The sequence below is a fragment of the Epilithonimonas sp. 33E genome, assembly GCF_059372615.1.
This window is the reverse complement of sequence record NZ_CM182009.1, coordinates 1,569,973-1,583,761: the sequence shown is the minus strand read 5'-3', so window position 1 is coordinate 1,583,761 and position 13,789 is coordinate 1,569,973. Positions and strand designations below refer to the sequence as shown.

Below are 13,789 nucleotides of genomic sequence, written 5' to 3'. Positions count from 1 at the left end.
AAATAAAAACATAAATATATTCTGAATAATAACAATAACCAGTGATATATAACCAATGTTGTTTATGAAAATACTTTTTTTATATTTTGAAAATAAATATATAACTGAAGTAATGAATATTATTAAATTAAAAATTGTTTGAGTTAAGAATAACCAATTAAAAAAAGAATAAGTAGAGAAAGTGTTTATATTTCTAATTAACCCAAATCCATAAAAGATCACTACTAAAAAAGAAAATAAAAAAATGACGTAATAAACACTTTTATATCTGTATACATTTTTTACAGTTTCCATTATTTCATAAATTCCAAAACCGAATCCGTAATATATTTCAATTGCTCTTCATCCAATTCAGTATGCATTGGTAGAGAAATAACCTGATCTAATAATTTATCTGTGTTGACAAAATCTGCAGGATTGCTTTCCTGATAATACGCTTTTTGTTTTCTAAGTGCAACCGGATAATAGATCATTGCCGGAATTTCTTTTTCCGTTAAGAACTGCTGTAACTCGTTGCGTTTTCCGTTTGTGATTCTTAGTGTATATTGATGAAAAACGTGCGTTGAATTTTTCGCTCTTTTTGGAGTCAGGATATTTTCATGGCCGGCGAAAGCTTCATCATAGTAATCCGCCGCTTTTCTTCTCGCTTCGTTATATGAGTCAAGATTTGGTAATTTCTTTCTCAAAATTGCTGCCTGGATACTGTCTAGTCTGGAGTTAACGCCTACTTCATCATGATAATAACGCTCGTACATCCCGTGATTTACAATTCCTCTTAATCTGTGTGCTAATTCGTCATCGTTGGTAAAAATAGCACCTCCGTCTCCATAGCACCCTAAATTTTTTGAAGGAAAGAATGACGTTGTTCCAATAGTTCCCATTGTACCTGATTTTTTGGAAGTCCCGTCAGAGAAAATAAAATCTGCGCCAATTGCCTGGGCATTATCTTCAACTACATATAGATTATGTTCTTTTGCTATTTTTAGAATCTCTTCCATATCAGCACATTGTCCGAAAAGATGAACCGGAATGATGGCTTTTGTTTTAGGCGTAATGGCTTTCTTTATGGCTTCCGTATCAATAGTGAAAGTATCGTAATCCACATCTACCAAAACGGATTTCAGTTTCAACAAATGTATGACCTCAACTGTTGCAGCAAATGTAAAATCTGCTGTAATCACTTCGTCTCCTTCTTTCAGGTCAAGAGCCATTAAAGCAATCTGAAGTGCGTCTGTCCCGTTTGCACAAGGAATAACATGTTTTACATCCAAATAATTTTCAAGATCTGATTGAAAGGACTTGACCTCCGGACCATTTATAAAAGCGGCAGAATCCATTACATTGAGAACTGCATTATCAACATCACTTTTAATTTTATAATATTGGTTTTGTAAATCAACCATTTGGATTTTTTTCATACGCAAATATTTATTTTTTTAAGACTTATATAGTTGCCAATTTGTAAATGTTTCTTTTTATAAAGAATTATTACAGCAATTTCATAAGCAAAAACTTTATTTTGTAAATTTACATTTATTTATTTGTTTAAAAAATCTAAATACGGAAACGTGAGAAAAATTTTTACAATTGTTTCGGTGGGTATTTCCTTATATGCTGCCGCTCAAACAGAACTGGTTTTTGTTTTTTTCAAAGACAAGCCAAACAAAGCGGCTTTCTATAGCAATCCGTTATCAGAATTGACCCAAAAATCACTTAATAGGCGGACAAATCTCGGAATTACTCTTACAGATCAGGATGCGCCAATCGAGCCAACTTATATCCAAAATATTAAAAATCTCGGGTTTACAGTTACTGACTACTCCAAATGGCTGAATGGCGTTGCTGTAAACGCGACATCTACACAAATCGCGCAATTATCTCAGCAAAGTTATGTGGATCACGTAGAAACTTTTGTCAGAAACCCAAGTGGAGGGATCCGAAAAGAAAAAATTAACAAATTCAAACAATTTAATCAGCAAAGCACCAGTCGCGATGTATTAACTACCTTTAATTACGGGAATAGTCTCGCACAAACCAACCAGATCAATCTCCGCCAGTTGCATGTTGCAGGTTATACCGGAACAGGAATGTCCATAGCTGTTATTGACACGGGCTTTCCTTATGTTAATACGGGCAGCGCATTTAAAAGAATGCGTGACAATGGACATATCAAAGCGACTTACAATTTTGTAACAAAAAGTTCAAGTGTTTATACGACGTCACTTAATCCTCATGGCGCTATGTGTTTGGGAATCATTGGCGGATATATTGACGGTACTTTTGTTGGTTCGGCACCTGACGCTGATTTTTATCTGTATGCTTCGGAGAATGCTGATGTTGAAATTCCAGAAGAACAATTGTATTGGATAGAAGCCGCAGAAGAAGCAGATAGACAAGGGGTGGATGTGATTTCTACTTCATTAGGTTATTCGGAATTTGATGATAGCCGTTATGATTATACCTATGCGGATATGAACGGAACCACTACATTTATTTCCAGAGGTGCTCAAATTGCTTCCGAAAAAGGCATTTTTGTTCTGATTGCTGCTGGAAACGAAGGACAAAATCCTTGGCATTATATATCTGCACCAGCAGATAACGCAAAAGTTTTTTCAATTGGCGCGGTTAATTCAACAGGAACATCATCAGGATTTTCATCCTATGGACCCAATTCAGCAGGTGTAATTAAACCTGATGCAAGTGCGAGAGGTAGTAATACTTATTACGCATATAACAACACTTCGGATTTCGGAAGCGGTACATCATTCGCAACACCATTGGCGGCAGGAGGTATCACTTGTCTCTTGCAGTTTCTTCCCAATTCAACATCAAGAGATAATGTAAAACAGCGCCTGAGACAAGATGCATCGCTTTATCCTTCCAATTCTGACCAAATGGGTTACGGAATTTTGAATCTGTATAAATCTTACCAGACTTATCTAGGCATTAATGATATCGAAAAATCTAAAATTAAAATTTATCCCAATCCGGCAAAAGATTTCATCAATATTACTTCGGAAAAACCTGTAAGGTCGATTGAAATCTATGATACTTTAGGAAGATTAATTAAAACTGAATCTTCTGGTAAAATCAATGTTACTCAATTATCGAAAGGAAATTATCTCCTTAAAATGAAAACCGATTCCGGAGAAACCATTGAAAAATTTATTAAAGAATAGATATAATTAAAAATCCGCATTCAAAATTTGATTGCGGATTTTTATTTTAAGCTGAATTCCTGCTCGCATTAATGTTTCCGAAGAGAGAGCGCATCACCAGTTTTTCGTAAGTATCCCGGTCGCCTTCATTCTTTTGAAGTTTAATTAATGCATATTGCTGTATACTAAGTAGCGGAAGCACAATCTTCTCACGGATTTTGATAGACTTTCTGTTGATCGGTTCTTCCTGCATCAGGATTTTATAGCCTGTCAGTTCCAGCATCATTTCTTTAGACAATTCGAATTCGGAGAATAGAACATTCCAGAAATCACCAAACTTCTCATTATTTCGCATATAGTAAGTCAATGGAAAATAAGTTTTGTTCATACTCATCATAGAATTCAGCACCAAGGTTTTGAAAAAGTCAGAACCTTTGTACAACTCCTTGATTTCATCAAACCTACCCTGTTCTTTCAAAGCCTTTAAGGCAAAACCAAATCCGAAAAAGCCCGGAACATTCTGCTTCAACTGTGCCCATGATCCTACGAATGGAATCGCTCTGAGATCCTCAAATTTCAGTTCAGAACCTGCGCCACGTTTGCTCGGCCGACTTCCTATATTAGTTCTACCATAATATTCCAGTGTACTCATCTCCTGCAGATAAGGCACAAACATCGGATGCGCTTTCAGGTCAGAATATTTTTTATAACTGATATCCGCTAATTCAGAAATCAGTTGTCTTTCTTTATCGTTCAGATCTTTTTTAATGCTCTTGAAGACATCATTTTCAATGCCTGCCGTCAACAATTGTTCAAAATTGAATTTTGCCTGGTCCTTGTTTCCAAAAACACTCGTGATCGTTTGTCCTTGTATTGTTAATTCAATTTGATTATTAGCGATTGTTTTACCTTGTGATGCGTAAAAATCGTGAGTTTTACCTCCTCCTCTGGCTGGTGGTCCACCTCTGCCATCAAAGAAAACAACCTTCACTCCGTTCTTTTCCGATATTGTTGTCAGTTTTTCTTTGGAGGTATAGATTTGCCAATTTGCTTTCAGATAACCGCCATCTTTGGTGCCGTCGGAAAAGCCAAGCATAATAATCTGTTTGTTGTTTCTTTTAGCCAAATGCTTTTTATAAACCTCATCGCTATACAAAATTCTCATCACTTCTTCAGATCTATCTAGACCTTCCATCGTTTCAAAAAGTGGAACAATATCCATATTGATTTCATCTTCGGAATAGCCACAAAGCTTCATCATCACATAGACATTCATGACATCCTTTACTTCATCAGAATTTGAAATAATGTAACGATGCATTCCCCGTTCTCCATTATTCTCCTGAATCAACTTGATATTATAAATACTTTTCAGAGTTTCACAAGTCATCTCATCTTCGAAATCATCAGGATTTAAAATCACATCAGATTCTAATAGATATTTAATCTTCTCATCATTAGATTTTGAATCAACATCCAATCCGGAAACTTTTACAAAGATATCATTCATCACCTTCTGATGAATTCTGCTATCCTGACGGATATCTAAAGTGGCAAAATGTGTCCCGAATATTTTCACACGATCTCTGTAATCATCAAGCACCTCTCGGAATAATCCATTATGTTGTTCAACAAGAATCTTTTCTGCTTCATCCAGTTGAGCAATGATTTCCTGTGCAGATATTTTGACGTCTTTCTGGAAAATGGACGCATATAATTTCTTACTTAATTTTTCCAAAACATCAGAAACACCACGGAAACTCAATCTTCTTCTTACATTTTTTAAATGTCCGTAATAATCTTTCAGTATAGAAATCCTCAATTCTTCAGCCACTTTCAAAGTAATAGCTGCTGTTACAAAAGGATTACCATCTCTGTCGCCACCTGGCCAGAATCCTAATTGAATAATATCCGGACTTGGTGTAAAATTCGAAGTTCCGTAAACTTGTTTAATCTTTCTGTAAAGCTCGCCAATACTTTGATAATAAACATATCTCAGGTAATAAATAATGCTCATCGCTTCGTCCAAAGGTGTCGGCCTTTCTTTGTTAACGAAAGGTGTTTTTCCCAATTGCTGAAGCAAAGTATCAATCTGCGTCACCGAATCATGAATAATAGCATCTCTCAAATCATGTATAATTCTCTGAACTGCATTCGGATAGAACTGAGTCGGGTGAGCCGTGAAAACAATCTTAATCGCAAAATCATCCATCTTTTTCCGAATCGCTGTAAGGTGATGTTCCTGAGAAGCTCTCTCATAAAGGTTAAGAACCGTTCCGGAATCGCTCTCAGAATGCAACTGCTGAAATGCAGCATCTTCTATACTGTCAAACAAAACAACTTGTCTTTCTATATATTGTATAATCTTGAAGAGCAATTCAGTTTTCTGATCTTCGCTTTTGAGTTCTGTATGTTTCTGGAAAAATTCTTCGACAATCTCTTCGGGTGATTTTCCGACTTGATAGCCTTCTTTGCTTTCCTCGTAAAGAAACGGAAGCAACATCCCGATATTAGTCATTTTATCATATGGCAAACTCATAAAAAGAGAATTGTAGATTTGGAATTTGTTTTCTACAATCTGCCGAAATTTTTCAATTTTCTGATCGTTTAGCATATAACAAATGTAAGAGATAAACTTAGAATCTCAATATCGCTAAATGTTATTTTATCTTAAATTTTAGCCCTAAGCGTTTTCCAAAACTTCCAAGATCTCTACACCAAATCTTCTTATTTTCGACTCACCCAGTCCTGTAATTTGTTCAAGATCTGCCAAGTTAAATGGTTTATATCGGGCAATAGACATCAGATGTGAATTATGAAAAACCATATAAGGCGGCAGTTGAAGTTCTCTCGCTTTCTCCGACCGCCATTCTTTAAGCTTATTATAAATAACCAATTCTTCTTCAGACGGCTGTTCTATAGTGTTCAGATTACTTTTACTTTTATCCTGATCATCATGAGTAGTCTTAACTGTTTTTTCGTTATAAAAAATTAAAACAGACCAATAGTTGATTTCTTCCTTGATTAACTGAGTATTTATTTTTATAATCTCACGACCTGTAATAAATCTGCTGATGACAGACTCGTCCGACTTCTGGAACTCCTCAGAGATCCTGACTTTGAAAACCTTAACTTTCATGACATTGTGTTTTTTGAAACAATAGTATCCTGACAATATTTAAAATCAAAGATCGATCAACACTATTTTGAACCTAAAAGGATTATTTCCTCCACTCTGATTTCGGTCACTGTTCGCTTTATACCTTCTTTATCATCATAAGACCTATATGTCAGTTTCCCTTCAACAGCAATCTCTTTACCTTTGGGCACGTATTTTTCCATAATCTCCGCTGTTTTACCATAAGCTGTCAGATTGTGCCATTGGGTTTCTTCTATTTTCTCACCATTTGCATTGGTAAAAAAATCTGATGTAGCAAGACTAACTGTTGCCTTTTTGGAACCACTCTCAAAATTAAAAATTTCTACTTCTCTTCCTGTGTGACCAATCAATGTCACTTTGTTTCTTAACGACATAATTATAATAATTTAATTAAACTTCTAAACCAGAACGTTTTGTCGTAATTCTGATTTCTTGATGCAAATTTTAAAAAAGTTTAAAATGGGATTCGGTTAAAAAGTATTTATATCCGTTTGTAATCGTTTGTAAATGGAAAATGTAATTTTATTTCAGTTTGTAACGAATTTATATCTAATTTAGAAACAAGGAATTTCTCGCAGCCCGACCTGAGTGGAGCTCACCCGCCAGAGGCGAGGTAGCGGGAACGGAGGGCGGAATAGCTGCCCAAATAAAATATCACACAAATGGAAAATCTAACCTGCCCGGAATGTGGCGAGAAAATAATAGGAAGATCTGATAAGAAATTCTGTTCCGATGCCTGTCGTAACGCTTTTAATAACAAGCAAAATAAAACGTCTACCAACTATATGCGGAATATTAACAATAAGCTCCGCAAAAATTACAGAATACTTTCTGAGCACAATTTTGAAGGAAAAACAAAAGTTAATCGTCATAAATTACTAAGTGCCGGTTTTGATTTCGATTTCATCACACAAATCGTGACTTATAAAAACGGTGCTCAATACTTTTTCGTTTATGAACAAGGTTATAAAATCCTTGACAGCGATTGGGTTTTATTGGTAAAAAAAACGACTGAATAATATGACGATTACTTTTTTGATTCTATTGGTGCTGCTTTTATTTTATATCTATAACCTGCCAGTTTTTGGAGGGAAAGCTGAAGGCAAAAGACTGGTCAGAATGAAACAATCTCCGAATTACAAGGATGGAACTTTCCAGAATTTGAGCTTTACACCAGCCTTGGCAGAAGGTTATACCATGCGACAGGTATTATGGGAATTCTTAACTGACAAAACCGAAAATAAAATCCCAAAAAATCCCTTACCAACAATAAAAATTAATTTGAGAGAACAACCTATTTCAGAGAATTTTTTAGTCTGGATGGGACATTCTTCGTATTACTTTCAGTTGAGTGGAAAGCGATTCCTGGTAGATCCTGTCTTTAGCGGAAATGCTTCTCCAATCCCTGGAACGACTAAAGCTTTTACAGGAACAGACATCTATTCTGCGGAAGATTTTCCTAAAATCGATTTTCTGATTATTTCGCACGACCATTATGATCATCTGGATTATAAGACCATTAAAAGTCTGCAGTCAAAAATTGATAAGGTTATTTGTGGTTTAGGTGTTGGTTCGCATTTTGAAAAATGGAAATTCGAGGAGGATCAAATTATAGAATTAGATTGGTACGAAGAGTCGGAATTAACCCCAGATTTCAAAATCACATCTACGCCAGCAAGACATTTTTCGGGACGACGATTCAAAAGAAATAATACACTTTGGTCTTCTTATGTTTTAGAAACTCCGACAAAAAAAATCTTTATTGGTGGTGACAGCGGTTATGATTTTCATTTTAAAGAAATCGCAGAAAAATTCGGTCCGTTTGACTGGGCAATCCTTGAAAACGGACAGTATAATGCAAAATGGCGTTACATCCATACTTTGCCCGAAGAGTTTGTGAAAGTTGCAGAAGAATTGAATGCAAAAAATATATTACCCGTTCATTCTGGAAAATTCGCTTTAGCACAACATCCTTGGAATGAACCTTTGCAAAAAGTATTTGAAAATAGTCAAGGGAAAAATTTCAAGATTTTCACACCATTAATTGGTGAAAAATTGAATCTGGACGATGATTCTCACATTTTTCCTGAATGGTGGAAATCTTAGTCCAACAAAAAAAGGATGAACAATTGTTCATCCTTTTTTATTATAAATTAATTGATTACTTAGTCGTTACAACCGTATTTTTTTGCCAGTTGCTATGGAATTTGCAATCCTTATATTTGTTATCTATCGAGATAAAAATAGAAGGAATTTTAGCATTAACCCACTTTTCTACTATTTCGTTTTTCTTTTTATTAAGAGCCATTTCCTTGACTCTTTCATAATCTGTAGACAACTCCAGCTGATGCGCATCAATAATATCGTTAACCTGAACAATGCTGATCATTTTTCTTTTCTGCTGATCTTCCTGTTGGAAAGGCTCAGTAATATCATTCTTTTTAAGCCCTGCAATCTGATAAGAAATCGTAGGATCCAGACTTAATTTTTCAAGCTTGTCAGAACCGTCCTGATTATTGGTCATGATTCCTGCACTATACTTGTTACTCTTATCGTCAGAAAATTTATAAGCAGCATCTTTGAAGGTTATTTTCTTTTCCAGAATCAAAGTTCTGATGCTATCCAGTTCTTTTTTAGCAGCAGTAATCTCATCTGCATTAGGCGTACTCTTAATCAAAATATGTCTTGCATCATACTTCTTACCATTTCTCTTGACTAATTGAATCAAATGATAACCAAATTCAGATTCAACAGGATCGGAAAGATCGCCTTCCTGCAGGTTAAGCGCTGCCGCTTCAAACGGTTTCACCATCTGTCCCATATTGATATTCTTGTAAAGTCCGCCAACAGCAGCAGAACCTTCGTCCTCAGAATAGATTCTGGCTTGGTTTTCAAAACTTTCACCTGATTTTATATCCTGTTTGATCTTGTTAAGTTTATCAATAATTTCTTTTTTATGAGCAGCAGAAATTTTTGGATAGATACTGATTTTAGAAAGTGTCACCTCATCTTTTACGTTAGGCAGCTGATATTTGAATTGATTATAAAAATCGGTTACCTCATTGGGTGTTACGTCTGCTTTTTCAGTAATTCTTGCATACTTTTGTTGTCCGTAATAATTATCAGAATCAATTTTCTCAATCGCAGTTTTCATCTCGTAAGATGTTCTGAATTTATACGCCGCCAGCATCGTTTTCTCATCCGGAAACTGACCAAGAATCTGGTTGTATTTGTTACCAGCCATTTCTTTGATTGCCGCCGCTCTATTTTCGATCAATGTATCCTTTTTTGCTTCGTAGATCAGCAATTTGTTATTAAGGATACTCTCCATAAAATCACATTTATCGCCTACATTAGCGCCCTGTTGCTTAGCATAGTTCGCTTGATCCTCAATGTCAGACTCTAGTACAATCTCGTCACCGATTACGGCTGCAATCCCGTCTATAAGCTGACCTTTTTGTAATTGTGCAGATAACTTCCCGGTAAAGAGGAAAGCAAAAACCGACAATAAAAAAAGACATTTTGTGTATTTTAACATTATATTTTGATTATTAAGGTGCAAAATTAGGATTATCAACCAATTCTGCTGTATTTTAAATTATAATTATTTCTTAAAATTTTTATTCAGTTCCGCCATAAAAGATGGCTGGATCTCAACTTTTGTTTTTGCTCTTTGGTTGGCAATTGTTTTTTGCAACAATTTTTCGGTGACAGCATCTGTCATTTCTTCTTTGGCCTCTTCTTGCGTCATCTGCTGTTCAGGCAGTAGTTCGTCAATCGCTACAATCACATCTCTGTCAGATATTTTTGTTAAAAAAACACCTTTTTTGAATGGTACATTGTGCTTTTTAAAAATATCTGCACTCTCCTGGATTTTACCTTCCTCAAAATGAACCAAAACTTGATTTTTCCCGTTCACCTGATTCTTATATTGCTCCTTCAGTGCAGTCCATTTTTTAGGATCTTTGATTTCCTTCTCAATTTCTTTTACCAATTTCGGATCAGAAATAACGGCAGCTCTGGATTCCGCTCTTTTTTCCCAAACAAATCTGGATTTATTTTCGTTATAATACTCTGTATAAAGCTGAGGATTATTTTTTACTTCGTCTTTGAGATATTCTGAAAAAATATATTCTGAATAGAGATTTTTCTTAAGCTCATTAATTTCAGGCTTTACATCTGGAAGGTTCTCAAAATTCTTGGCATAAACACCAATGATATATTGGTCAGCCTGGTAATTGACAAGATCTGCCCATTGAGAAGTTGGAATTAATTCCAGGCTTTTATATTGAGCATCAATAGCTTTTTTCAGATCTTCATAAGTTACGCTGTTTTTACCGTAAGTGAAAAGTACAGCCTTTGGATTTTTGGGATTAAGATAACCCTGATAGGATTTTTTGATCTCAGCAAAATCTTTAGTTTCAACAAATTTATCCTGAGTTTTCAACCAGCTTACTAACTTAGCTGTTGCTTCTTCGCCATAAGCAGAAGCCAGCATCTCTTTCTGAAAAAACTTTCTGTTGGCATCGGTAAGCTCATAAGGTTCAAGATTATAAATATTAAAAATAAAATATTTGTCTCCGAACAAAATTGGCTCTTTGGTGTAAAAATCTTTTTTCTGACCTTTCAAAGCATTATAAACTTCGTCTGGTAATATTGGTGACCCCATTACAGCTCCTCCGGAATTTTTTTCCTCTTCTGTTGCGCCAAAATCTTTCACTACAGCCTGGAATTTTTTCCCGGATTCCAGCTCTTTGTAAATTTTAGATTTTGTTGCTTCATAATTGGCATCTTTTGGCACAGATAAAACACCAAAAACCATGTAACCAAGACTCGGCCTGGTACCAACCACTTTTGCAAAAGCCACAACATTAGGCTTATCTACGAATGATGTGTAAGAATTGACCGGTGCATTTTTGATCTGTTGATACAATTCGTAATCCAACATTCCTGGTTTTACATAAAATGCTTTACCAGCTTCTGGATTTGCATTTTTTGCAAGGAAATCCTCCATTGTCATTTTTCCTGCTTTTACCTGTTCATACAGAGCTTTGTAATCAGTTTTATCATCTGATTTTTTCTCTTTGATAAAAAGTAAAACCTGAGTTTCTGTTTTGTTAGAATTTACAAAATCCTTCAGAAGCGGATCAATGATAGTTTTCGGATAAAACTTTTCCTCTCTTAGCTCTCCTATTTTTTGATTAACAGTATTTACAAAGAAACTAAGCGTATCTGCTTTTTTCTCTTTTGCCAGTTGCTGTAGCAGCAAGAACTCAACGGTAGCATTCACAGCTTTATCCGGGCCTGTATGTTCCAGTCCGTACTTGTTATCTCTTATATAATCTTTTGCAGATATACTGTCTTTCCCAACTATGAGATACTGAGAGTAAGCTAACTGACAACTGAAAGCCAATAAAACAGGAAAAAAAATCTTCTTCATTTTGTATATTTAATTTATAACACTTTTTTGAGTGATAAATTGGAATAAGGTTAAAATTATATTGCAGATTCAAAAGAAGTCAGTTCACGGAACTGCATAATTCTCTCGCTCAGCTCTTGTTTAGTCACTTCCTGAATTCTTTCTGTCCCGAATTTCTCCACTGTGAAAGATGCCATTGCACTACCAACGATAATGGCAGTTTTCATACTTTCAAAACTGAAATCACCTTTCTTAGTCAAATAAGATGCGAATCCACCAGCAAAAGTATCTCCGGCTCCTGTTGGATCAAACACTTCTTCCAAAGGTAATGCTGGAATTGCAAATACTTTTCCTTCGTGGAAAAGCAATGCGCCGTGTTCTCCTTTTTTGATGATCACATATTTTGGTCCCATCGTATGGATTTTCTTCGCTGCTTTTACCAAAGAATATTCTCCTGAAAGTTGTCTTGCTTCTTCGTCGTTAATGGTAATCACGTCTGTTTTAGCAATCACCTTCATCAGGTTATCCCAAGCGATATCCATCCAGAAATTCATAGTATCAAGAATGACCAATTTTGGCTGGGTTTTCATTCTTTCCAAAACAGAAAGCTGAACCACAGGATCTAGATTTCCTAATAGCAGAACTTCAGCATCAGCAGAATGTTCCGGAACTTTTGGGTCAAAATCAGCTAAAACATTAAGTTCTGTAATCAAAGTATCTCTGGAATTAAGATCATTGTGGTATTTTCCGCTCCAGAAAAATGTTTTACCATCTTTTACTATTTCTACACCATCAACATTGATATTTTTAGAAGTCAACATATCAAGATATTCCTGTGGAAAATCACCTCCGATTACAGAAACCAAACTTACTTCTGTATCCAAAGCCGAAGCTGCTAAACCAATAAAAGTCGCTGCTCCTCCAAGAATTTTATCTGTTTTTCCAAATGGTGTTTCGATGGCATCAAATGCTACAGTTCCTACTGCTAATAATTTCATATTTATTTGTTTTTTTGTCCGAAATCAGATCGGATATTACATTTATAATTTTATTTAACTGAGTTTAACTCTTTATATATTTTTATTTATTTTTTCCATTCAAAAGAATCGATCAGATGTAATAGATCTCTCTTGATATAATCTACAGCCGGCGCTAATGAATCTGGTTTTGGGCGGGAATTGAAATACAAATTCCCTGTTACAAAATGTCTTGTGCTATCCGTTACAAAAAATTGAATGTTAGACGCTGTTTGTCCTTTCAGTTCATAAAAATTGCCGTAAATTTTCCTTTCCGGATAAGAAAATGTTTTGGTGTCGATAGAACTTGCTTTGATCGTATGCTCGTAAACCATTTTCTCCACTTCTCTCACGTGTAGCTGGAAATCATTCTTAATGGGGAAATAGGTAATGAAAACATTGGCTTTCATCTTCGGATAAGATAAATTGTACCAGCACGGCTGCTTTGCATCTTTGATTTTGGCAAAATCCGAATAATCAAAAGAATAATTGCAGGGTGAAGAAAAATTCAGATATTTCGGATTGGGATATTCCAGACGCAGGTCTCCTTTTGGCTTTGGAACGGGTTCTTTGCCACAGGAAAATAACGATAGACCAACAAAAATTCTGATCAGATTTTTAAACATTCGGCAAAAATAACAATTAGAATCGATACAGAGAATTTTGAAAACGTAATTTTTGTTAAGAATAATTGATTTCCAGAGAAATGTGCGGTTGAAGTCCTTATTGATTATAAATTTATCGCTGATTATGGGAGTTTTGCTGATTTATTATTAAATATAATATTGTCATTCCGTAGGAATCTCTGCAGTCTAGATTCCTACGGAATGACAATATTGGATTTTATTACTGAATGCTGTTTTTATGTGGAATCCCGCAGCCCGACTTGAACGGAGCTCATTTTTTGTGGCTGGAAAAGCAAAGGCAAAAAATAGCGGGAGTGGAAGGCGGAAAAGCTGCCCAAAATTTTACTAATTAATTTTAAATTACGTTAAAAATGAACATTAATCCGATAAAATTAAAATATTTGTAACCT

General features: G+C 35.2%; 11 protein-coding genes. 3 read left to right on the top strand and 8 right to left on the bottom strand.

What is annotated here, in order from left to right; translation table 11 throughout:
- Positions 1 to 293: 293 nt before the first annotated feature.
- A complete protein-coding gene (locus AC5P2S_RS07355) occupies positions 294 to 1,418 on the bottom strand; it encodes a DegT/DnrJ/EryC1/StrS family aminotransferase (RefSeq protein ID WP_494556773.1) in 1,125 nt (374 codons plus the stop codon).
- A 150-nt stretch (positions 1,419 to 1,568) separates the two neighbouring features.
- On the opposite strand from AC5P2S_RS07355, the gene AC5P2S_RS07350 reads away from it, so the two are divergent.
- Entirely contained in the window at positions 1,569 to 3,179 is a 1,611-nt protein-coding gene (locus tag AC5P2S_RS07350) for a S8/S53 family peptidase (protein WP_494556772.1), read from the top strand.
- Positions 3,180 to 3,225: 46 nt separating this feature from the next.
- On the opposite strand, the gene AC5P2S_RS07345 is transcribed toward AC5P2S_RS07350, so the two are convergent.
- From AC5P2S_RS07345 to AC5P2S_RS07335, 3 genes are all read right to left on the bottom strand, one after another.
- Positions 3,226 to 5,772, bottom strand: coding sequence for a phosphoenolpyruvate carboxylase (locus AC5P2S_RS07345; RefSeq protein ID WP_494556771.1), 2,547 nt, complete (start codon positions 5,770 to 5,772; stop codon positions 3,226 to 3,228).
- Between the two features lie 69 nt (positions 5,773 to 5,841).
- Complete coding sequence (locus AC5P2S_RS07340; RefSeq protein ID WP_494556770.1) at positions 5,842 to 6,297, bottom strand: HRDC domain-containing protein; 456 nt, start codon at positions 6,295 to 6,297, stop codon at positions 5,842 to 5,844.
- A gap of 62 nt (positions 6,298 to 6,359) precedes the next feature.
- On the bottom strand, positions 6,360 to 6,692 hold the full coding sequence (locus AC5P2S_RS07335; RefSeq protein ID WP_283415061.1) for a single-stranded DNA-binding protein: 333 nt from the start codon (positions 6,690 to 6,692) through the stop codon (positions 6,360 to 6,362).
- Between the two features lie 288 nt (positions 6,693 to 6,980).
- Here AC5P2S_RS07335 and AC5P2S_RS07330 point away from each other — a divergent pair, with 288 nt between their 5' ends.
- Complete coding sequence (locus tag AC5P2S_RS07330) at positions 6,981 to 7,337, top strand: hypothetical protein (protein ID WP_494556769.1); 357 nt, start codon at positions 6,981 to 6,983, stop codon at positions 7,335 to 7,337.
- A 1-nt stretch (position 7,338) separates the two neighbouring features.
- On the top strand, positions 7,339 to 8,424 hold the full coding sequence (locus tag AC5P2S_RS07325; RefSeq protein ID WP_494556768.1) for an MBL fold metallo-hydrolase: 1,086 nt from the start codon (positions 7,339 to 7,341) through the stop codon (positions 8,422 to 8,424).
- A gap of 55 nt (positions 8,425 to 8,479) precedes the next feature.
- Here AC5P2S_RS07325 and AC5P2S_RS07320 read toward each other — a convergent pair whose 3' ends face one another.
- From AC5P2S_RS07320 to gldD, 4 genes are all read right to left on the bottom strand, one after another.
- A complete protein-coding gene (locus AC5P2S_RS07320; RefSeq protein WP_494556767.1) occupies positions 8,480 to 9,856 on the bottom strand; it encodes a peptidylprolyl isomerase in 1,377 nt (458 codons plus the stop codon).
- A 66-nt stretch (positions 9,857 to 9,922) separates the two neighbouring features.
- Positions 9,923 to 11,758, bottom strand: coding sequence for a hypothetical protein (locus AC5P2S_RS07315; protein WP_494556766.1), 1,836 nt, complete (start codon positions 11,756 to 11,758; stop codon positions 9,923 to 9,925).
- A gap of 56 nt (positions 11,759 to 11,814) precedes the next feature.
- On the bottom strand, positions 11,815 to 12,735 hold the full coding sequence (locus AC5P2S_RS07310) for a PfkB family carbohydrate kinase (RefSeq protein WP_283415056.1): 921 nt from the start codon (positions 12,733 to 12,735) through the stop codon (positions 11,815 to 11,817).
- Between the two features lie 86 nt (positions 12,736 to 12,821).
- Positions 12,822 to 13,379 (bottom strand): gliding motility lipoprotein GldD, encoded by a 558-nt coding sequence (gldD, locus tag AC5P2S_RS07305; RefSeq protein ID WP_494556765.1) that lies wholly within the window; start codon positions 13,377 to 13,379, stop codon positions 12,822 to 12,824.
- Positions 13,380 to 13,789: the final 410 nt, after the last annotated feature.

Bases quoted from the DNA above. Each gene is read 5' to 3' on its own strand.
- AC5P2S_RS07355 (WP_494556773.1), bottom strand. From the start codon at position 1,418: ATGAAAAAAATCCAAATGGTTGATTTACAAAACCAATATTATAAAATT.
- AC5P2S_RS07345 (WP_494556771.1), bottom strand. From the start codon at position 5,772: ATGCTAAACGATCAGAAAATTGAAAAATTTCGGCAGATTGTAGAAAAC.
- AC5P2S_RS07340 (WP_494556770.1), bottom strand. From the start codon at position 6,297: ATGAAAGTTAAGGTTTTCAAAGTCAGGATCTCTGAGGAGTTCCAGAAG.
- AC5P2S_RS07335 (WP_283415061.1), bottom strand. From the start codon at position 6,692: ATGTCGTTAAGAAACAAAGTGACATTGATTGGTCACACAGGAAGAGAA.
- AC5P2S_RS07330 (WP_494556769.1), top strand. From the start codon at position 6,981: ATGGAAAATCTAACCTGCCCGGAATGTGGCGAGAAAATAATAGGAAGA.
- AC5P2S_RS07325 (WP_494556768.1), top strand. From the start codon at position 7,339: ATGACGATTACTTTTTTGATTCTATTGGTGCTGCTTTTATTTTATATC.
- AC5P2S_RS07320 (WP_494556767.1), bottom strand. From the start codon at position 9,856: ATGTTAAAATACACAAAATGTCTTTTTTTATTGTCGGTTTTTGCTTTC.
- AC5P2S_RS07315 (WP_494556766.1), bottom strand. From the start codon at position 11,758: ATGAAGAAGATTTTTTTTCCTGTTTTATTGGCTTTCAGTTGTCAGTTA.
- AC5P2S_RS07310 (WP_283415056.1), bottom strand. From the start codon at position 12,735: ATGAAATTATTAGCAGTAGGAACTGTAGCATTTGATGCCATCGAAACA.
- gldD (WP_494556765.1), bottom strand. From the start codon at position 13,379: ATGTTTAAAAATCTGATCAGAATTTTTGTTGGTCTATCGTTATTTTCC.